At 56.0% G+C, this 19,836-nt stretch carries 17 protein-coding genes; 3 read left to right on the forward strand and 14 right to left on the reverse strand.

The features are described 5' to 3' along the window. Window positions 1–99: 99 nt before the first annotated feature. The 3 genes from hisC to hisG all read right to left on the reverse strand — a co-directional run bounded on the left by hisC (window position 100) and on the right by hisG (window position 3,510). Window positions 100–1,155 (reverse strand): histidinol-phosphate transaminase, encoded by a 1,056-nt coding sequence (gene hisC / locus EU557_RS10900; protein WP_135530498.1) that lies wholly within the window; start codon window positions 1,153–1,155, stop codon window positions 100–102. Between the two features lie 80 nt (window positions 1,156–1,235). Next, window positions 1,236–2,540 (reverse strand): histidinol dehydrogenase, encoded by a 1,305-nt coding sequence (gene hisD / locus EU557_RS10905; protein ID WP_135530499.1) that lies wholly within the window; start codon window positions 2,538–2,540, stop codon window positions 1,236–1,238. 118 nt (window positions 2,541–2,658) lie between these two features. Further along, entirely contained in the window at window positions 2,659–3,510 is an 852-nt protein-coding gene (gene hisG / locus EU557_RS10910) for an ATP phosphoribosyltransferase (RefSeq protein ID WP_135530500.1), read from the reverse strand. Between the two features lie 523 nt (window positions 3,511–4,033). Here hisG and EU557_RS10915 point away from each other — a divergent pair. Next, window positions 4,034–4,978: a DUF2911 domain-containing protein gene (locus tag EU557_RS10915; protein WP_167855166.1), complete on the forward strand. Its 945-nt coding sequence runs from the start codon at window positions 4,034–4,036 to the stop codon at window positions 4,976–4,978. Window positions 4,979–5,246: 268 nt separating this feature from the next. Here the strand turns inward: EU557_RS10915 and EU557_RS10920 are convergent, their stop codons facing one another. The 7 genes from EU557_RS10920 to mnmA form a co-directional block, all read right to left on the reverse strand. Continuing rightward, window positions 5,247–7,793 (reverse strand): TonB-dependent receptor, encoded by a 2,547-nt coding sequence (locus tag EU557_RS10920; RefSeq protein WP_135530502.1) that lies wholly within the window; start codon window positions 7,791–7,793, stop codon window positions 5,247–5,249. Between the two features lie 5 nt (window positions 7,794–7,798). Then, window positions 7,799–8,500, reverse strand: a complete 702-nt coding sequence (gene rpe, locus EU557_RS10925) for a ribulose-phosphate 3-epimerase (RefSeq protein WP_135530503.1) — start codon at window positions 8,498–8,500, stop codon at window positions 7,799–7,801. A gap of 239 nt (window positions 8,501–8,739) precedes the next feature. Next, a complete protein-coding gene (locus tag EU557_RS10930) occupies window positions 8,740–9,063 on the reverse strand; it encodes a hypothetical protein (RefSeq protein ID WP_135530504.1) in 324 nt (107 codons plus the stop codon). A gap of 173 nt (window positions 9,064–9,236) precedes the next feature. Next, entirely contained in the window at window positions 9,237–10,940 is a 1,704-nt protein-coding gene (locus EU557_RS10935) for a S8 family serine peptidase (protein WP_135530505.1), read from the reverse strand. A 120-nt stretch (window positions 10,941–11,060) separates the two neighbouring features. Next, window positions 11,061–11,768, reverse strand: a complete 708-nt coding sequence (locus EU557_RS10940; RefSeq protein ID WP_135530506.1) for a hypothetical protein — start codon at window positions 11,766–11,768, stop codon at window positions 11,061–11,063. 157 nt (window positions 11,769–11,925) lie between these two features. Next, window positions 11,926–12,726, reverse strand: a complete 801-nt coding sequence (locus EU557_RS10945) for a hypothetical protein (RefSeq protein ID WP_135530507.1) — start codon at window positions 12,724–12,726, stop codon at window positions 11,926–11,928. A gap of 146 nt (window positions 12,727–12,872) precedes the next feature. Continuing rightward, a complete protein-coding gene (gene mnmA / locus EU557_RS10950) occupies window positions 12,873–14,021 on the reverse strand; it encodes a tRNA 2-thiouridine(34) synthase MnmA (protein ID WP_135530508.1) in 1,149 nt (382 codons plus the stop codon). Window positions 14,022–14,247: 226 nt separating this feature from the next. Here mnmA and trpF point away from each other — a divergent pair, with 226 nt between their 5' ends. Continuing rightward, complete coding sequence (gene trpF / locus EU557_RS10955; protein ID WP_135530509.1) at window positions 14,248–14,871, forward strand: phosphoribosylanthranilate isomerase; 624 nt, start codon at window positions 14,248–14,250, stop codon at window positions 14,869–14,871. Between the two features lie 4 nt (window positions 14,872–14,875). Here trpF and EU557_RS10960 read toward each other — a convergent pair whose 3' ends face one another. Continuing rightward, on the reverse strand, window positions 14,876–15,715 hold the full coding sequence (locus EU557_RS10960; protein ID WP_135530510.1) for a maleylpyruvate isomerase N-terminal domain-containing protein: 840 nt from the start codon (window positions 15,713–15,715) through the stop codon (window positions 14,876–14,878). Between the two features lie 324 nt (window positions 15,716–16,039). Between EU557_RS10960 and EU557_RS10965 the strand changes: the two genes are divergently transcribed. After that, the gene (locus EU557_RS10965) at window positions 16,040–16,333 is read left to right on the forward strand and encodes a hypothetical protein (protein ID WP_135530511.1); all 294 of its coding nucleotides are present in this window, start codon (window positions 16,040–16,042) and stop codon (window positions 16,331–16,333) included. A gap of 133 nt (window positions 16,334–16,466) precedes the next feature. Here EU557_RS10965 and trmB read toward each other — a convergent pair whose 3' ends face one another. The 3 genes from trmB to EU557_RS10980 form a co-directional block, all read right to left on the reverse strand. Beyond that, entirely contained in the window at window positions 16,467–17,129 is a 663-nt protein-coding gene (gene trmB, locus EU557_RS10970; RefSeq protein WP_135530512.1) for a tRNA (guanosine(46)-N7)-methyltransferase TrmB, read from the reverse strand. 142 nt (window positions 17,130–17,271) lie between these two features. Further along, window positions 17,272–18,573 carry a bifunctional folylpolyglutamate synthase/dihydrofolate synthase gene (locus EU557_RS10975; RefSeq protein WP_135530513.1) on the reverse strand — a complete coding sequence of 434 codons (1,302 nt, stop codon included), beginning with the start codon at window positions 18,571–18,573 and terminating at the stop codon, window positions 17,272–17,274. 193 nt (window positions 18,574–18,766) lie between these two features. Further along, entirely contained in the window at window positions 18,767–19,654 is an 888-nt protein-coding gene (locus EU557_RS10980) for a TonB family protein (RefSeq protein ID WP_135530514.1), read from the reverse strand. Window positions 19,655–19,836: the final 182 nt, after the last annotated feature.

The raw sequence follows: 19,836 nt of genomic DNA on the forward strand, positions 1-19,836 counted from the left end.
ACGCGAAGCAAACGCTGCGCGAGTAGTCGATGTAGTACGTTACTTAAAGGAGTGGCCTACGGAACAACGTGAAATGCTCCGTAGGCCACTCCAAGAAAATTACGCTTCCTTAAATTCTTGCAGCGCTTGTAACAGCTCTTCGTTTTCCGTGGGCGAGCCCACGGTCAGGCGCAGCGTGCCCACGCAGCCGGGCTGGGTGGTGCGGTTGCGCACAATGATTCCCTTGCTTACCAGGTAATCATACACGGCGGTGGCGTCGGGGCGGAAGCGCGTCAGCAGGAAGTTGGCATCCGAGGGGAACACCTCCTCCACGATGCTCAGCGCCGGCAGCCGCTCGGCCAGCCAGTCGCGGCCGACGAGGAGTTGCTGACGCATCTGCTCAAAGCGGGGGGCATCCTGCAGGGCGGCCAGGGCGTGCTGCTGGGTCGCCTCCGATATATTATAAGGAGGCTTGATCTTATTAAGGTAGCTGATAACCTCCGGCGAGGCGAAGGCCATACCCAGGCGCAAGCCCGCTAGACCCCACGCCTTGGAAAAAGTTTGCATTACCACCAGGTTGGGAAACTCGGCCAAGCGGGTAGTCCAGCTGGGAGCGGCCGCGAAATCGGCATAGGCCTCATCCACTACCACCAGCCCCCGAAAACCGCGCAGAACCTGCTCAATAGCTTCGGCGTGCAGCAGGTTGCCGGTGGGATTGTTGGGGGAACACAGAAATACGATTTTGGCGTCGGAAGCAACAATCTGAGCAATAGCCTCTGGAGCAATCTGAAAGTCAGGCGTCAGGGGCTGACGCTCAATGCGCACGTCGTTGAGGTTGGCGGCCACCTCGTACATGCCATAGGTGGGCGGCAGAATCAAAATGCTGTCTTGGCCCGGAATGCACACGAGCCGCACCAGCAGATCAATAGCTTCATCGGAGCCGTTGCCGAGGAAAATCTGGTTTTCCGCCACGCCCTTCAACTTGGCCAGCTCGGTCTTCACGGCGCGCTGCAGCGGGTCGGGGTAGCGGTTGAACCGCTCGGGGCCGGCGCTGCCCAGGCTGTTCTCGTTGGCATCAAGCATCACATGCGCCTCGCCCTGAAATTCGTCGCGGGCCGAAGAGTAAGGTTTCATTGCCCGAATGTTGGGGCGAACGAGGCTGGTTAGATCAAACATAATATGTGCTGTTTTCCTGCTAGGCCAGTTTGAATGGAGCTAGTCTGGCAGGGCTGTTCTAGTAGTGAGCGGACTGCTGGTTATAGTGCTTGCGCTGTGCCGGCTACGGCTTCCAGGCGCAAAGTGACGGCGCGGGCGTGGGCGCTGAGACCTTCGGCTTCGGCCATTGTCTCTACTACCGGTCCCACGTTGAGCAGGCCTTGCGCCGTAATGCGCTGATAAGTGATTTTCTTCAGGAAGGAATCTAAAGAAACGCCACTGTAGTTGCGGGCGTAGCCATTGGTAGGCAGCGTGTGGTTGGTGCCGGAGGCGTAGTCGCCGGCCGCTTCGGGCGTATAGTGGCCTAGAAACACGGAGCCGGCGCTGGTTACGCCTTCCGCGAGTTGCTCGGGATTTTGCACGGCCAGAATCAGGTGCTCAGGGGCGTACTGATTCGAGAAGTAGAGCATGTCTTCGGGCGTGCGCAGCAGAATAGCTCGGCTCTCGTTAAGCGCCTGCGTGGCTACGGCCGCCCGGGGCAGCGTGGCCAACTGGCGTTCAATCTCAGCCTGCGTCTGCTCAATCACAGCCATTGAATCGGAAACCAAAATCACTTGGGAGTCCGGTCCGTGCTCGGCCTGGCTGAGCAAGTCGGCGGCCACAAACGAGGGATTAGCCGTTGCATCCGCAATAACGAGCACTTCCGATGGACCGGCCGGCATATCAATGGCCACCCCATAACGAGTAGCTAGCTGCTTGGCGGCCGTAACGTAGCGGTTACCAGGGCCGAAAATCTTGTCTACGGCGGGCACCGAATCGGTGCCGCCCGTGAGGGCCGCAATGGCCTGGGCACCGCCGGCTTTAATAATGGTACTGATGCCCAGAAGCTGGGCCGTGAACAGGATAACCGAATTCACGGAGCCGTCTTTCTGGGGCGGCGTAGTGAGCACCACTTCCGGGCAACCGGCCAGCCGGGCGGGCACGCCCAGCATCAATAAGGTGCTGAACAACGGCGCGGTGCCACCCGGAATGTAGAGGCCTACGCGCTGCACCGGCACTGAGCGGCGCCAGCACGTTACGCCCGGCATCGTCTCAACGGGCTTTTCCTCCGTCCGCTGGGTGGCGTGAAACTTCCAGATGTTGGCGTGGGCCTGCCGAATGGCCGTTTGAAGCTCGGCGGGAACCTGGGCTACGGCGGCCGCAATTTCCTCAGGCGTTACGCGCAGGTCCTGCAACTGCACGCCGTCAAACTGCTGGGCGTAGTCGCGCAGGGCCACGTCGCCACGCTGGCGCACATCCAGAAAGATGCTCTGCACGCGCTGCTCTATTTCCTGCGCCTCCTGCGCCGCGGCCCGCTGCTGAAGCGTGGTCCACTTCGTTTGATCGGGATATTGGAAAACTTGCATGATGGAAAACTGATTCTGGGTGGGTCTAACTAGGTGATGGATCACTCAGGCAAAGAACCAGGTGGCGCAGCTGTCATTGTGAGCGGGCTGCACCACCCAGTTTATACCCGTTCAGCCCTTAGGCAATCATCTTTTCAATTGGCAGCACCAGAATGCCCTCGGCACCCACGGCTTTCAGCTGACCCGTAATGTGCCAGAAGTCATCTTCATTCACTACCGACTGCACCGATACCCAGCCTTCCTCGGCCAGCGGCGTAACCGTGGGCGACTTAATACCCGGCAGTAGCGCCTTTACAGCATCCAGCGAAGCAGTAGGCGCGTTCAGCAGAATGTACTTGTTGCGGCGTGCGCGGCGCACAGCCTGCATCCGAAACTGCAGTTGCTCCAGAATTTCTCGCTTTTCCGCCGACATATTCTGGTTGGCGATGAGCACGGCCTCCGAGCGGAAGACAGTTTCTACCTCGCGCAGGCCATTACCCAGCAGAGTAGAGCCGCTGCTCACAATGTCGCAGATGGCTTCGGCTAGCCCGATGCTCGGGGCAATTTCCACCGAGCCACTAATTGTGTGCAGGTTGGCCTTCACGCCCCGCTCAGCGAGGTAGTCGCCCAGAATCTGGGGGTACGAGGTAGCAATGTTCTTGCCCTGCAGATCCTGCACGGAGTCGTAGCCGGCGGCGCGAGGTACTGCCAGGCTCAGGCGGCACTTGCTAAACCCTAGCGGCTCCAGCTCTAGCGCCGGCATACCCGCTTCCACCAGCACGTTCTGCCCCACAATGCCCAAGTCGGCCACGCCATCCTGCACGTAGCCCGGAATATCATCATCGCGCAGGTACAAGATTTCGAGGGGAAAATTGGTGGCTTCAGTTTTGAGCCTGTAGGAGCTAGTCTGGAAGCTAATGCCGCATTCACGAATCAGGTTGAGGGAATCTTCGCTCAGACGGCCCGATTTCTGGATGGCAAGACGAATCATATAGGTAAGGGGGAAGATGAAGTATACCGGGTGGGCTAACGATGTAAGCCCGAGGTAAGCCGGTTTATTCGAGGGAATTTCGGAAGAGATACGAGGGAGACCCCGACGTTGCACAGCGGCCATAACCGGCCGGGGCCACCTGTTTCGGGGGCAGGGGAACCAAGTGCGGTTCGCCCAACGGGGTCAATATGATGCGTATATTCCTCTAGAAAGAGGAATGATGCCCGTGCAGATGATGATGCACCGCGCGCAGCCCAGCCAGGGCGCCCGACGTGGGAGCGGCCATGTGGCGGAAGGGGCAAATGTGTTGCGCGTTGAAGGGCATAAAGGGCTGAATAGCGAGGCAAATGTACGCGCCGGTTGGTAGGATGAAAACTTTTCAAGCAAAAACTTACATCAAAGACCCACCTTTGCGTTATCAATGTCCTTCTAACTGTAATCTGGCACCATTGTTTCGGGATGAAAATTTCCTAACGCTCTGGATTACCAGATGGCAACCTGCTCACCACTTATTGCTTTGCATATGTTGAAAGACCGGTTTTTGGCCCGCTTGGGTTTAGGCATCAGTCTTGCTGTTTTCTATACTTACGGGGCGCTGGGTCAGACAGTGTCAGTACCGACGCCGGCTTCTATTACCCCCAGCACCAATGCACCGGAAAATGCTCAGCCTGTATTACTGCCCTTGCCCCAGGCCAGTCCGCACGCGCTGGTTTCACAGAACATAGGGCTGACCGAGGTAGTGGTCGATTACCATGCGCCCAGCGTGCGCAACCGTACCGTATGGGGTGGCCTAGTACCTTACGAGCAAGTATGGCGCGCGGGAGCCAACGAAAATACCATTATCCGCTTTTCTACCCCGGTAGTGCTACGGGGCCAGACGGTAGTAGCCGGCCAGTACTCAATTTATGTATTGCCCCACGCCGACCGGGAATGGGAGCTTATTCTGAATCGGGTGATTAACCACTGGGGCTCCGAGGGCTACGATGCTAACGCCGACGTCATCCGCATTCCGGTAATGCCCGAAACGGCACCCTTCCACGAAACACTGCTTTACTGGTTCTCCGATGTGCAGCCGACGGGGGCCCACCTCAACCTTACCTGGGAAAAGCGCACCATCGTGCTGCCCATTGAAACAGAAGTACACAAGCAAGTACTTTCCGGTATTGAGCAGGTGCTTCAGCAAAAGCCCAACGACTGGCAACTACTAGCCCAGGCCGCTGACTATCTAGTGCAGAACAACCTGCAGCCCGAGCGCGCCCTCACGTATATCAATGAGTCGCTGAAGCTACAGGATGTTGCCACCAACAACTGGATAAAAGCCCGCCTGTTAGCTCAACAGCAGGATTTTGGCACTGCCATCGTATACGCCCGCAAGGCCATCAAACTAGTAGATAAGGATGAAACGCTGAAGCCTCAATTGCCCAGCATGCGGATTGCACTTACAGAGTGGCAAGCTAAAGCTTACTAGAGCACTCGCTAGGCCAGTCTTTGGGTTCAAACTATAGGAGTCACTTTCTGCGGAGGGTGACTCTTATAGTTTGACCATACTGTCTTCCTAAAACCAGATTGGCTTAACCTAAGGCCGCCATGTTAATGGAAATACTCCAATCCGTTTGCCTGGCAACAGCCTGGAAGTCTCCGGAAAACGCTCCGGCAACTCGCACAATGCAAGAACTATTTCCCTAGTTGTTGGCTACGGGCTCGTGCATGCGTGTAACTACGCCTGTTGATGGCTGCTAGAACCGCACGATAGCCCGCAAGTTGACTACACGCTGAGAAAGAAAATTCGGGATGGAGTATATCTGTCCGTTCAAATCCTGGAGGTAGTTATAGCCCGCCACGTTGTCGGCCGCTAGAATATTCAGGATTTCTAGCCCCAGCCACAGACTTTCTAGCTGTATAGGTTTACCTCCATCCTGCTCTGGAGCAGTTGTACGTAAGGCCACTACTTTCGAGAAACCCATGTCCACCCGCTTATAGCTGCGAGTGAGCTTGTTGGTACCGCGCAGGTCTGGCAAGCCAGGAGGGCTGAACGGTAGGCCAGTGCCGAACACCAGGTTCACGTAGCCCTTCACGGAAGGGATGTTAGGCAGATTGTCCTGAAAAAACACCCCCAGATTTACGCGCTGATCCGAAGGGCGTCGGATGTAGCCCTTCGGTACCCGGCCCGTTGTCATAGTGCCATTATAGGTGTTAATAGAGTCGCCAGCTATATTTTCACGAGTCGTAAGCACCCCCAGGCTAAACCACGACTCCACTCCCTTCACGAATTCCCCGCTCACTCTCGCATCAATGCCGGCGGCGTAAGCGCGGGCGTTGTTTTTGGCGAAGTAGCGCAGGCGCACGTTATCAATATCGTAGGGCACTACGTCGGTGAGGTATTTGTAGTAGGCCTCCCCGGTAAACTTGAAGGGCCGGTCCCACTGCCGGAAACGCACCTCATTGCCTACAATGAAATGTAAGGAGCGCTGGGCACGTAGTTCTAAGTTCAGGTAACCGGTTTGGTTTTGAGGTGCACCAATTTGGGCGCGCAATTCGCGGTAAAATGGGGGCTGCACGTACACGCCTGCAGCTGCTTTCCACGACACGTTAGGCCGGCGAGGACTGATGAATGAATACTGAACCCGGGGGCTTACGGTGAGCTGACCGTTTACCGTCCAATAGTTCAGACGGGCCCCGTACGTAAGCGTGCGCAACGAATCAAAGGCAATGGTATGCTGCACGTATCCCTGATAGCGGGTGCTTTCTAGGTTCAGGTCCGAGCGAAGGCGAGTACGGCGAGCATCGGGCACGAAGCCCGCAGAATCGGCGAAGCTGTACTCATTGAGCTTATCGTCAATATTCTCCCGTCCGGCTTTCACCCCCCAGCGGATAGTGTGGGCCTGCCCGGGCGTCCAGGTGCCACGGGTTTCGAGAGTGGCAACCCAGGCCGTGAGGTAGTTACGGGAGTGATTAAAGCGAGTAGCCAGGCTACGCTCCCGGGTAGTCTTATTGTAATCCTTTGAATCGGGGTCGGTATTTACATCCCCAAGGGTATAATTTGCCTCAACATCACGGTACTCAAACTCGCGGGAATAGAGAAGGCCACCTAGTACCTCCACCTGCAAGTTGGGCCGCACGTTATGACGCAGATTTAGCCCTCCCTGGTACGTGTCGTACTGCATCCGCTCTAACCCTATATAGCCAATCTTGAGCCGGGTGTATTGATTAGCTGATGTACTAAAGGTACTTTCTCCGCTGTCCGGGCTGAAACGATAGTTGTTGTGGGCGAACGTAGTAAGTAACCCGAGTGAGGTACGCTCTGGGTTATCTGCGGGGCCCAGCGCCACTGTAATCAGGCTTTGCCCATCGTAAAAAGTAGGGTTATATACTCCCTGCTCCTGCTCCTGTGATCGAAGCACATTTCTGGCATTTTTATATCGGATGCCCGTCAGATAGCTAATGCGTTTGTTAGGCGATGCAGCCTCCACATGCGCCGTGCCCCCAACCAAACTAGCCGAAGCAGAAGCCCCAAACTTGGTGGGCTGCTTGTATTCAATATTCAGCACCGACGACAGCTTATCACCAAACTTAGGCTGCCAGCCGCCAGTTGAAAATTCCACCCGGGTCACTAAATCTGGGTTCACGAAGCTGAGTCCTTCCTGAGCCGCGGCCGTTACAAGAAATGGACGATAAATTTCGAATCCATTTACGTACACAAGGTTTTCCTCGTAGTTGCCCCCCCGTACGGAGTAGGTGCTAGTCAGTTCGTTGGTGCTGGTAACTCCAGGTAGCGTTTTTAGAATGGCATTAAAGTCGCCGAAGGGTGAGGGAATTACTTTCGCCGAGCGGGGGTCTAGCGTCATGACACTTACCTGCTCGCGGGTATCAGCGGCGTTGGTGTTGCCGCGCACCGTCACGTTGCCCAAGGACCGGGTATCTTCCATGAGCACGATACTGACTTCCCGAGGTGCCGTTGGGCTAAGTACTACCCGTTGCGTTTTATACCCAAGTCGGCGCACCACTAGCACGGGCGCCTTACTGCTACTAGGGCGCGGCACACTCAAACTAAAATGCCCCTCGTCGTCGGAAACTGTTCCCCCAGGCTGGCCCTCTACCTCTACATTCACTTGGTCGAGGGGCTTACCCGCAGCATCTAACAGAGTACCCGTTACCACGATGCGCTCCGTTTGCTGAGCTAGCGCGGTCGGCACCGTCAGCATGTAAAGTACTCCCGCCCCGCCCAATGGCCGGACTAGCAAATGAAGCTGCAAGGTGTGGCGGGAAAGGAAACGTCGGAGCATGCGCGTTAGTCCTGGTCGCCGGATTCGGTTAGTGCGGTCAGCTGCTGACGCATTTCGGCCAGTGTTGCTACGGGGTCAGCGGAGTTGAACACAAAGGAGCCGGCTACCAGCACATCGGCACCCGCCTCTACTAGGGCCCCAGCATTATCAAGAGTTACCCCGCCGTCGATTTCAATCAGCGCCTGTGAGCCGCTATCCACCAGCAATTCTTTGAGGGCGGCCACTTTGCGCAGTGTGTTCGGGATGAAGGTCTGCCCACCAAACCCAGGGTTGACGGACATTACCAGTACCAAGTCTAAGTCAGCCGCAATGTCTTCCAGCACCCACACTGGGGTATGCGGGTTTAGTGCTACTCCGGCCCGGCAGCCCAACTGCTTAATTTGTTGTACTACCCGGTGCAGGTGGGTGCAGGCCTCGTAATGAACGGTTAGGTTAGTTGCTCCTGCATCGCGGAAAGCCGCAAGGTAGTTTTGGGGTTCCTCAATCATGAGGTGCACGTCGATGGGTTGCTTGGCGTGCCGATGCACCGCCTGCAATACCGGAATGCCAAAGGAGATGTTCGGCACGAAACGGCCATCCATCACGTCGAAGTGTAACCAGTCGGCAGCACTGTCGGCTAGGCGCTCTGTTTCAGATTGCAGATTGCCAAAATCAGCGGCCAGAAGTGATGGGGCCAGCAATGGGGCCATACGACGAGTAGGATTCATGCCACGAAGGTAGAGGATTAGGGTGACTAGGATAGCAGATGTAACCGGATTATCTAACTGCTATAAATAAGAAAAAGCCGCCGGAATGGCCTAGAGCAGCAGCAATTGATTACAGGCTAAACGTCGAGACTGGCGTTGCATTGTCCAGCCTCAGTGTCTTTCCTAAAAAATTATACTGTTGCTCTAGGCCACTCCGGCGGCTTTGGGGCAAGGGTGCTCAGCAAATGTTTAGCCTACCCTTATTTGTCGGCTTTTTCCCAAGCACGCCAATCGAGTTTCCCATCTTCCGTTTTGCGCAGAAACACCGTTTGATCGTCGTCCTGACGTTTACCGAAGGTTACATCAGCTCGGCAGTCAATACACTTCACAGAAGTGTACTTGAATTTATCCTGAGCCACGCGGGCAGTTAGGTCGAGATTATCGGAGCCACAGATCCCGCATTTAGGTACATCTGGGAAGCTTAGTCGGTCGTATTCGGCCACCACTTCATGAAAGTTAGGTCCTTGTACGGTGAAGTGAAACTGTCGGCGCCCAATGCGCTTGGAGACCATCATTTGTAACATGCTGGGAGAGAGATAAAAGGGTTAATTAGGCCTTCTGGCTGTGAAATTCAACAATTCGGAGCCAAGAATAATTGCCTTTTGGCTAACTAAATTTGCAAAAACCTAACGATAATAGCAATGGAGCTCTCATCTTTTTAGCCTTATTTTTCCTCTCTGCTTTAGCTACAACAGGCCTATAGTTTTACAAAGCGAACGGTGCGCTGCTCCTTCCCCGCTGCCACAGAACAGGTATAGACTCCCTTGGGTAGATGAATAGGCTGTAGCCGCACTTCGGAAGCCGTAGTTGCTGGCAAATGCTGCTCATTTACCAATCCGCCCCGGGCATCAAAAATGCGAATAAGCAAGGGCTTGCTCCGAAACGCTTCCGCCAGTTGCAGGAACAATTCGTTGTCTTTGCTGGGGTTCGGATAAATTAACAGCTCTTGCCGGGCAGTGGCGTGCGCAGCCGATAAAGGCGTGCCAGGATTAGCCAAGTTATAGGCACGCACAAAATTAGGAATGCCGTACCCTATCTCATCATTGGGCACACTGGCTTGGGAACCCGAGCGCTCTAGAAACCGCAACACCTGTTGCGCCGTGAGCGTAGGGTTTGCCTGCCAAAATCCCGCCGCCATGCCAGCCAGTACAGGGCAGGAAAAGGAAGTGCCGTTGCCACGAGAGGCAGAGCCAGAAGGGGTAATAATAGCCGTTTGCTGCCCCATTGCCGATAGGTTAGGCTTTATGCGGCCATCGGCAGTAGGCCCTACTGAGCTAAAGGCCGCGCGCCGTAATAAGGAGTCAACGGCCCCTACCGTAAGAATAGAGTCAGCATCGGCGGGAGCCGTTATATGGCGCCACGTTGTAGCTCCTTCGTTGCCGGCACTGTTTACCACCAGCATTCCTACGCGTGCCGCCACGGTAGCAGCCCGGGTAGAAAGAGCAGTCCGACCGTTCAGGTCGCTAGTGGTATAATCAATAGAAGGGTAATCAAAGGTGTTGTACCCCAGCGATGAACTAATAATATCTACCCCCACCGAATCGGCGTATTCGGCTGCAATGAGCCAGTTCACTTCCTCAACTGGATGCTCTGAGGTTACATCCTCGGTGATGTAGAGGTGATAAGATGCTTGCGGGGCCGTGCCAATGTATAGCCCCGGCTGGTTAGCTGCCATGGTAGACAGGCAGTTGGTACCGTGGTTATTCCGTAAGAATACTTGCTGGTTTTTCTCCACGAAGTTGAATACGCTTCCTAGGCGGTTTTCCGCCCTCATAGCAGCAAATGGCTCGGTGGTGTTTACACCCGGAAAACCCGCATCAAACACAGCAATCTGCATTCCTTGGCCTCTGAAACCCGCATCATGCATTTCAACGGCCCCAATCATTTTAGCCTGGGTGTAGGCAGCACCATACTCAGCTCGGGTACCAGTTGTGCGCGCCGCGGCATCCTGATCAGCACCGTCGCGCTTGCGGGTACCGGCTAGGCCACGGTTTACCGTTTTAATTGTTTGCACGCATGGAAGCGTCTGGAGCTGAGCCAGAGTGGCTGAATCGCAGGCCACCACTGCCGCGTTAAACCAACGAGAGGTATACCAGAGTTGCGCACCGGCTACGGCCTTCACTTGTTGCACGTAGCTAGGGTTGACCGGCAAGTCGCGGGGCAGAATAGCAATGTTCTGACGTTGCCGCCGCTGCACCGACCGGGCCGACAGGTACGCGGAGGGCTGACTGGTACTGTAGGGGGAGTTGGCTTTATCGCGGAAGTAAACCAAGTGCTTGCGCACAGTGCCAGTAGTACCAGCCGTTGGTGAAGGCGGGGTGAGCGGTCCGGATGCTGCAGCTGATGCTAGCAGCGTACCCGACCACAGTGCTGCAGCAAGCAGTAGGTGGGGAAGGCGCATTCAGATCGGGAAAAAGCTTGCCGGAAGATACGAAGTAAAGCTTGCTTTGGGCTTAACTAACGCATTATTCCTTGCTAAAAAACCTTCCTCCAACAACTGCTATTCTTGCCCCAGTAGCCCCTATTGTACGAGCACGCGCACCCGACCGTAGCCCAGTGCGATAAAGCCTGGCACGTAAGCACAATCGGGAGATGAACCAGGCGGGCAGCCCATAATATACCGGCGTTCCTCAGAAAATACTGGCCCTACTCCCCTAGCAAAAACGGTATGGCGCTGCACCGGATTGTACACATCATACAAGATATCGGCTTCGGTAGTAATTGTCGGCTCGAAGCAAATGAACTGACCGAGCACTTCCCTGGAATAGGGTTGACCTAGGCCAGTGTACTGTCGGGTTTGGGTGTATGCATCTTTGGTAGTATCGGTCAGTTCGGCTAAAAACGCATGTAGCTGCCAAGCATAATTTTCGCGCACCGGAAATACTAGCTCAACCGTGCGGCGGTTACTACGCTGCGTAAGTACGTGTTTAAAAGTACGGGTGAGCGTGAATACGGTGTCGGGCTGCCAAACGGCAGCAGCATTAAGGCGGCGCGACCGGAGCACCTGCCAAGCTGTGTCTCCGGCTGCATCCTTCGCAAAGCCAATTACTTCATCCTGCAACTGAAAACGGCTGACTTTAACGGCTACATCATTTCGGTAAAGGCTGTCTACTGCCTCATACAACCATTTATGCCCTACGTAAATAGGATAATACTCCCGGTCAGCGGCAGTTAATTTTTCCACTTCCGTGTTGCAGCCCCACAACCCTAGGCCAGCGGCTACTAACAAACCACGTAGTTTGAATTTAATATTAGCCCTCACTTATATTATACTTATAGATGTAAGCCTTACTTTATGTATTCAGCTCAAACGTGGCTTGCATATTGAGTTTAGTAGGATCTACTGCCCTTAAAAATTCGTAGAAAAGCCGCTGGTACTGTACCTCTTATTTCCCACTGTCTACCAGCACTTCACTGCGAGACTGGCCTAGGTAGATGTATGCGGGATTGGGCACACAATTACCCGTCTGGCAATAAATAAAGCGCCGCCGGGCTCGGTAAACAGGACCCACTCCTTGTGCATACACATTGCGCAGAACGGTATAGTAGTACGCATTAACTCCCGTGCGGCTGTTCGACAAATCATTCATCGTAGTTACCGTGTTGGGATAGGAGTACGTTTTGCCGCTGCTGACAATGGTAAACGGCTCGCCTACGTGTGAGTATGCTCGATTTAGAACCTCATAGTTGCGGTTGGCCTTAGCCACGGAATCCAGGTCCTCTTCGCTGAGCGTGTTAAAGGCATTGCTGTCCCATTGCTTCCCCTCGTTTACTGGAAACACCAGCTCTACCCGGCGGGTATTGTTGCGCAGCTCCATAACGTTGCGCTGACTTGCCGAAACGGTAATAACCGAGTCAACCTTCCAGGCATTGGCGGGGGTGGCGCGGCGGGAGCGCACTACCCGGTAAACTAGCCGCCCGGTGGCATCAGCGGTTTGCTCAGTGGCTACCTCTTCTCTGAATTGAAACCGCTCAACCTTCGCCACATTAGCATTGAAGGTAGAATCTACTACATCATAAATCCGATACGAGCCTACTTCCAACGGATAGTACTCCTGGCTTTGGTCGGGTACTGCCTCCGTTTCGTTTTTGCACCCAGCCAGCGCCAGCGTCCCCAGCAGGAAGATGGGTAACGCCTTAGCAACCTGTTCAAGTGGCCTAGAAAAGAATGAATAGTAATGAGTCATAGTGTAGGCTTTGCAGCTGAAAAATAGCACAAAAACTATTGGTATGCGCCTTGTAGCGTGGTTACTGCCAAACGGCCCGGCAGGCTCTTCCCTAAGAAAGACTGCCGGGCCGTGAAGGTTGGCGCAGTAACGTGGCCTAGGCCAGTTTATTGGGCGTTGGCTACCAACTCAGAAGGCTCAGGAATTTCGCCGATGGTGTGGCGCTCAATCCAGCCGCCGCCCAGTACATCTTCGCCGTCATAAAATACGGCGGCCTGCCCCGGGGTTACGGCGTGCACTGCCTCTTCAAAGTACACGTAGATTTTGTCGCCCTTTTGCTCCAGGAAAGCGGGGGCGCCGTCGTGGTTGTAGCGGATTTTGGTAATGCTAGGTACCAGACCGCGGCCTTCCAGAGAAGCGTACTTGCCCATGTTGAGCTTGCCAACAACGGTGCGAGTGCTGGCTAAGTCTTCAAAATTACCGAGCACTACGCGGTTGGTTTCCGGATCAATGGCCGTAACGTAGGCCGGGAAGCCTAGCGCCACCCCGAGGCCTTTCCGCTGCCCAATGGTGTAGAACGGGTAGCCCTCATGCTTGCCCACTACAGTCCCATCACGCAGCACAAACTCCCCACCTGATACGCGCTCTTCCAGGCCGGGCACCCGCCGCCGCAGGAAGCCGCGGTAGTCATTGTCGGGGATAAAGCAGATTTCGTAGCTCTCGGGCTTATTTACTAGTTCCGTGAAACCCCGCTCCCGGGCAAAGTCATAGATGGCCGTTTTGCGCAGCTGGCCTAGAGGAAATAGCGTCCGGGCCAAGCTCTCCTGGGTCACCCCCCAGAGCGCGTAGCTTTGATCCTTGTTGTCGTCAAGGCCTTTGCTGATAACGTAGCGGCCGTTTTCGTGCCGAACCTGGGCGTAGTGGCCCGTGGCAATGAACTCGCAGCCCAGCTGATCGGCCCGGCGCAGCAGTGCGTCCCATTTGATGTGGGTATTACAGAGCACGCACGGGTTGGGCGTGCGACCAGCCAAGTATTCTTCGGTGAAGTTAGAGATGACGAAGTCGCCAAACTCGTCGCGGATATCAATGATGTAGTGCGGAAAACCTAGGTCGACGGCAATCTGCCGGGCATCGTTGATACTATCGAGGGAGCAGCACCCGGTTTCCTTCTTGCTGCCGCCCGCCGAGGCGTAATCCCAGGTTTTCATGGTCATCCCGACCACTTCATAGCCTTGCTCGTGGAGCATCACGGCTGCCACGGAGCTGTCGATGCCGCCGCTCATAGCAACTAGCACCCGTCCTTTCGTAGTATTCATAAGAGAATGAAAAGCGCCCGGAGCGTGAAAGGTTCCGGCCGAAGGTGCAAAGGTAGTGGGTATTAGGGAGTATGAGTTGCTGGCACAAAGAGCCCAGAGCTGCTTTGCGGAGAAAGTAGGATGTAAACAGCGCATATAGCCTAATTTTACCCGAATATTGCAGGCTCAACGGCAGCCAGCTAGCAGCGCTGTTACTCTCAAATTCTCATCTTCCCGATTTTTTGCCATGGCTCTCATCGTCCCTGTTATGGTGCGCTGCATCAATAACCTCTCCGATGCCCGCTACTGCGCCGGCATGGGCGCCGACTGCCTCACCTTCCGTTTAGATCCGGCTTGGTCTGACCATCTGACGCCCGAAGCAGTGCAGGAACTGGGTGGCTGGGTATCGGGGGTGCAGCTTATTGGGGAGTTTGACACCTTGCCCGTAACTGAGATAAATGCCCTGGCGCGCACATGCGGCCTGCACGGAGTGCTGCTGCACCGACGGCGCCCGGCACAGGAGTTGACTCAGTTGGAGCTTCCGGTCTATAAGCTGACCTCCTGGATACCGGACATGCTGCCCGAAGACGTGGAACTACGCTTTCGTGAGCAGCAGGCTTCCTACGCAGGCTTTGTACTGGCCGATGCGCCTTTGCCCTTACCTAGCACCGCCGAGATAAATCGCCTCACAGAACAGGCCCGGCGCTATGCTCTGTGGCTGGGAGAAGGGTTTGCCCCCACCAACATTCGGCAGTTGGTAGAAACGGTACGCCCGGCGGGTATCGTGCTGGAAGGTGGACATGAAATCAAGCCCGGCCTCCGCGACTTTGAGGAGATGGAAGCAGTGTTTGAGGCGCTGGAAGAAGAATAGAATGCTAAGCCATCACGGCCAGCAAAGTATACACTGGCTCCGCCCACGCCGCCTCGCCCTGCACCTTAATGTACTGCCGTGCTTCTTGCTGGCTAAGGCTATTTGTAAACAGCCGCCAAGCCTGCTCCGGGGCAATAGTAAGCCCCGTGGCTATGGGACCTACATACTGCTGACCTAGGTCCCACCCTTGCTCCAGGCGCTGCAGATACCACGTGTCGCCGGCGGGGCCATCTACGGTGAACTGTATTGTGGTGTTCAATGGCGCCCTCAACTGCCGGTATCGGTGTGGCAAGGCCCGCACGCAGGTAGCCAGGAATGGGTGGTACAGCTCACGCGTAAGCAATGCTGCCTCCTGCCCCACTGCCAGTCTGATCTGCTGCTGATGGTGCCACTTCTCGGTATACTCCCGGGCTACGTGAAACCAGTTGGGCGACTCTTCCTCACCGGCCCAGGCCACTGAAAACACCGCCGGCGCCGAAGGGTCTAAGGACGCAATGTACTGGCTGTAGGCCACTCCGCTCAACTCCAGCAGCCAGATTATCACCGCCGGGCTTAGCCGCTGGCCAGCACCGACCCAGGAGTTGTTCAGGTCATTGAGAAAGTGTACTACATCGGCATACGCTGGGCTTGCGGGTGGTGGACCGCCAAAATGCCCGTCGCGGAGCATGGATAACGTTCGCAGGTTACCGTCCAGCAGGTGCAGAGCCACATCGCGCACCCGCCATTTGGGGGCTACTGTAGGCCTCTCCCACTCTGCCGGCGACAATGACCGCAGCACCTGCAGCAGGTGTTCATCCAAAACCGGAAACAAGTGGGCTGTAGTCAGTATGGGAAGAGCTTGCATGGAAACTTGTTGCTGAGTTTGCTGAATGCGAACATAGGCAATAGTAGGTTCTTTACTGACTGCAAACGGACTTAGGTACAGCGTACAAGCGTGCTATGTGCTGGTGTTGCCCAATAGACTTGACACGCAAGCATAGCCTATTGCCAGACGCCTGATGGTCAACCGATAAGCTCAGCCGTGGCGAAGAGGTTTTCGACATCTAATGCAACAGACCCCGCTGGCCGGCGTACCATTATAGAGGCTCGTCAGAGGGGATACCCTTTCTAGCGAGCAACTTGTTGGGCTACATCTTGGCCTCCGTTCTTCACCACCAACCCTACAGCTATGTCTAAGCAATCTGGTAAACGCAGTCAGCACGACCCCAAATCTGGGCCTAATACCAACAGTAAAATCAGCAACCAATCTTCGGAGCAAGCCCAGCAAGCCGGCTCCACCGACCATGACCGTTCCGTGCGGAGTGGCCTACCGGGCCAAGCCAGTCAACCCCACGTGGCAGTTGGCAACCGCCCCGACAACTTTAAGGAACAAATTGCCGGTGATATGAACAGCGGCACCGGCATGACGGCCCCCACCGACAAGGGCGGCGACCGTACCAACTCTAGTGATGCGGAACACTAAGTAAGTGTCAACGCCTAGAAGGTAGCATCAGGCTTTCTGAAGTGTAGTGTTACCTAACCCCGTTGAGAAACACAGAGCCCGCCGCAGCGCAATTGCGCTGCGGCGGGCTCTGTGTTTTTCTAAGGCCAGTAGCCTAGCTTAACTGAAATTGGAGATACTTGATGGGGACACCCTGAGCGCGGTACTTGCTTTCAAAGTTCGTTTCGATGTCCTCGGCGTGAGGCAGCAGCTCGGGCGTGGCATACAGATCCTTGGTGTAGGCCAGGATGGTAGTGCCGGGCCGCTGCTGCACCGTTTCTAGCGAGTAATCAAACAAGCCTTCGTTATCGGTTTTGAGGTGAACTAGGCCACCCGGGCGCAGCAGTTGCTGATACAAGTCAAGGAAACGCGGCGACGTTAGGCGCCGCTTAATATCTCGGTCGCGCGGGCGAGGGTCAGGAAACGTTATCCAGATTTCGTGCAGCTCTCCGGGAGCAAAATGGGTGAGCAAATCATGGGCGCGCGTGCGCACAAACCCCACGTTGGAGAGGCCTAGAGCTTCAGCGCGGCGGCTGCCCCGCCAAATTCGGTCACCTTTGATGTCAAGGCCCAGAAAATTGCGCTCCGGGTAGCGCTCAGCCAGTCCTACGGTGTACTCCCCTTTGCCGCAGCCTACTTCTAGAGTAATAGGGTTCTGGTTCTGAAAAAATGCCTCGTGCCAGCGTCCGCCTAGCTGTTGGTAGTTCTCTTTGCCGGGTTCTACAATATCGTTGCGGCCGGCATTGTCGGCAAAGCGCTTTAGTTTAATTCGACTCACGAAAGGGAAATGGTGCGGTGATGAAATGTGATATGGTGCGGTGCTTTCTGTTTAGGATTGCCATCCCATCCAGAAAGCCCCACCCTGAGCGGTTGCCCCGGAAGGCCGCCTGCTCCGCCAAACTGAGCTTAGCGCAATAGGCCTAGAGCTCCTCTATCTCGGCCACCACAAAGGTACTGCCTCCAATGAAGACCACATCATCGGGGGCGGCGGCGGCTCGGGCAGCGGCCACGGCGGCAGCCACGGGCCCATACACTTGCCCATGCAGGCCTACTGACGCGGCGCGCTCGGCGAGTTCTGCCCCGGGCAAGGCCCGCGGAATACTGGCCTGGCAGAAGTAATACGTGGCCTCGCGGGGCAGCAGGCCCAGCATCTTGGTCGCATCTTTGTCGTTGACGACGCCGAGCACAAAGTGCAGCTGCTGGTATGGCAAACGCGCCAGTTGCTCGGTCACGAACCGAAGGCCCGCCTCATTGTGGCCCGTATCGCACACCACCAGCGGGCGGCGGCCAAGAATGGTCCAGCGGCCCCGGAAGCCCGTGAGGCGGCGCACGTCGCGGAGGCCCGTGCGTACGGCGGCCTCCGGAATTACAAAGCCCTGCTGGCGTAGCTCCTCCAGAGTGGCCAGCACTCCCGCCAGGTTCAGGCGCTGGTAGTCGCCGGCCAAGGCCAGTTCCAGATTATCGAGGTAAGGAGCCCCGTGGCGAGTCACGCGCAGGTGCTGCACGTCCTCGTCGGGCGCGGCAGGTCGGGTTACGTCAACGCGGTACTCTTGGTCAGCAAACTGTAAGGGTGCTTGTGCGGCGGCGGCCTTTTCTTCGAACACCACCTGTACCTGGGGCTGCTTCTGGCTGATGATGGCAGGCACGCCCGGCTTGATAATGCCGGCCTTCTCCGCTGCTATTTTGGGCAGCGTGTCGCCCAGCAAATTTTGATGGTCGAAGCTGATGTTGGTAATCAGCGATACCAGGGGTTGAATGATGTTAGTGGAATCTAAGCGCCCACCTAGGCCTACCTCAACTACTGCAACATCAACCTGCTGCTCGGCGAAGTAGCAGAAGCACAATGCCACGCACATCTCAAAAAACGATGGCTGCACGTGCTCAAACTCCGGCCACCAGCGGGCCACCCACTCCACCAGATACTCGGGCTTCAGGTCTTCGCCATTCACCTTAATGCGTTCTGTAAACTCCCGCAGGTGAGGCGAGGTGTATAGCCCCACCTTGTAGCCGGCGGCCTGGAGTACAGCCGCCAGCAGGTTGGAGCTGCTCCCCTTACCGTTGGTACCGGCCACGTGTACGCTCCGAAAGGTACGCTCTGGGTGCCCGGTGATTTCAGCTAAGGCCTCCGTATTCCCCAGCCCCGGCTTATATCCCGCCTCACCTACCCGCTGAAACATGGGTAGTTGATTGTATAAGAAGTCGAGGGTCTCGCGGTAGGTCATGGGAAAGAATGAGTCTGGGGTGCGTTGCTAGATGTTAAGTGTAAGCAGAAGCCTCTGGTTATCCGTTCAAGAATCAACCAACCATTGCTATCTGGCAACTAACAACCGGCAATTGAAAAGAGCCTGCAAAGCAAAGCCGCCGGCCGGATAAATCCGACCGGCGGCTCAAAAAAAGGCATTGGATATGCTAAGTCTACTGGACAGTAAAGCGGAATGTGTAGTAACCGGTGGCCCCACCTTCAGCGGCACTAGTCCGGCGAAACTCCACTCGTTCCAGCGCATCGCGGCAGGCTCTGTCCTGCGCCGGCGACACGTTGCCCGACACTTTTGCAACGGACTCCACTTCGCCCTCGGCGTTAATTTTGATTCGGTAGCGTACGAAGCCGGAGTTGTTATCCAGCGCCGATACGTTAGGCTTGCTGACAACTGCCCAGCCCGACATCTCTAGGCCACCTGAGCCGGGGCTAGTACCCCGCCCACCACTGCCTGGCTCACCGGAGTAGGCTGTGCCGCCATAGGTGCCGCGGGGGTCGCCCTTGTCGCCCACAGTGCCGGGGTTGTCGCCGTTGTTGTTGCCGGTGGGCGCATTGCTGGTCCCGTTCACGCCATTACCGCCGCCGGTGTTGCTGTTGGCTTTGGGCGTGAATACCGCCCGCTGATCTACTTTGGGGCGGGGAGGCTCGGGCTTCACTTCCTCCTTCACTACAGGGGCCGACTTCTGAACCGGCGGAACCGTTACCGGGCTTTCTTCCGCTTCGCTCGTTACCACCCGAGTTTCGGCGGGTGGTGTTGGATCGGGCTGGGCTACTGGCCTAGGCGGCGTGGGGTCAGGTTGGGCGGCGGGCGGGCGGCTGTCCTCCCGGTTCTTAGATTCGTTGGCTGGCGCCTGGCTCTGGATGTCGCCGGAGCCTACTTCATCTACACCGTAATTGAGCTCCACCCCATCACCGCCCAGTGTTTCCAGGGGTGGGTCGGGGCCTTTAAACACGGTAAAAATGAACAGCGCAGCCAAGGCAGCATGAATCAGCACAGTACCGATTAAGGCTTCACGGCGATGCTCCTCACGATATTCAGTTGCCATGGGTGAAATAGGTTTGCTCGTACTGGCCTACGCTGGCTCAGTCTGAGGAAGTCAAGTTAACTGGTCTGAGCGAGAGTAGTGAGAATGCCACTGGTTCTGTTCGCAGGCTTATTCAATCGTTCTCGCTCAAAATTCTGGAACACTTCTTTATACACTGGTCCCTGGGTAAGAGTGGCCTAGCC

It is taken from the genome of Hymenobacter wooponensis (genome assembly GCF_004745865.1).
Lineage (GTDB): Bacteria > Bacteroidota > Bacteroidia > Cytophagales > Hymenobacteraceae > Hymenobacter > Hymenobacter wooponensis.

Bases quoted from the DNA above. Each gene is read 5' to 3' on its own strand.
- hisC (WP_135530498.1), bottom strand. From the start codon at position 1,155: ATGTTTGATCTAACCAGCCTCGTTCGCCCCAACATTCGGGCAATGAAA.
- hisD (WP_135530499.1), bottom strand. From the start codon at position 2,540: ATGCAAGTTTTCCAATATCCCGATCAAACGAAGTGGACCACGCTTCAG.
- hisG (WP_135530500.1), bottom strand. From the start codon at position 3,510: ATGATTCGTCTTGCCATCCAGAAATCGGGCCGTCTGAGCGAAGATTCC.
- EU557_RS10915 (WP_167855166.1), top strand. From the start codon at position 4,034: ATGTTGAAAGACCGGTTTTTGGCCCGCTTGGGTTTAGGCATCAGTCTT.
- EU557_RS10920 (WP_135530502.1), bottom strand. From the start codon at position 7,793: ATGCTCCGACGTTTCCTTTCCCGCCACACCTTGCAGCTTCATTTGCTA.
- rpe (WP_135530503.1), bottom strand. From the start codon at position 8,500: ATGAATCCTACTCGTCGTATGGCCCCATTGCTGGCCCCATCACTTCTG.
- EU557_RS10930 (WP_135530504.1), bottom strand. From the start codon at position 9,063: ATGTTACAAATGATGGTCTCCAAGCGCATTGGGCGCCGACAGTTTCAC.
- EU557_RS10935 (WP_135530505.1), bottom strand. From the start codon at position 10,940: ATGCGCCTTCCCCACCTACTGCTTGCTGCAGCACTGTGGTCGGGTACG.
- EU557_RS10945 (WP_135530507.1), bottom strand. From the start codon at position 12,726: ATGACTCATTACTATTCATTCTTTTCTAGGCCACTTGAACAGGTTGCT.
- mnmA (WP_135530508.1), bottom strand. From the start codon at position 14,021: ATGAATACTACGAAAGGACGGGTGCTAGTTGCTATGAGCGGCGGCATC.
- trpF (WP_135530509.1), top strand. From the start codon at position 14,248: ATGGCTCTCATCGTCCCTGTTATGGTGCGCTGCATCAATAACCTCTCC.
- EU557_RS10960 (WP_135530510.1), bottom strand. From the start codon at position 15,715: ATGCAAGCTCTTCCCATACTGACTACAGCCCACTTGTTTCCGGTTTTG.
- EU557_RS10965 (WP_135530511.1), top strand. From the start codon at position 16,040: ATGTCTAAGCAATCTGGTAAACGCAGTCAGCACGACCCCAAATCTGGG.
- EU557_RS10975 (WP_135530513.1), bottom strand. From the start codon at position 18,573: ATGACCTACCGCGAGACCCTCGACTTCTTATACAATCAACTACCCATG.
- EU557_RS10980 (WP_135530514.1), bottom strand. From the start codon at position 19,654: ATGGCAACTGAATATCGTGAGGAGCATCGCCGTGAAGCCTTAATCGGT.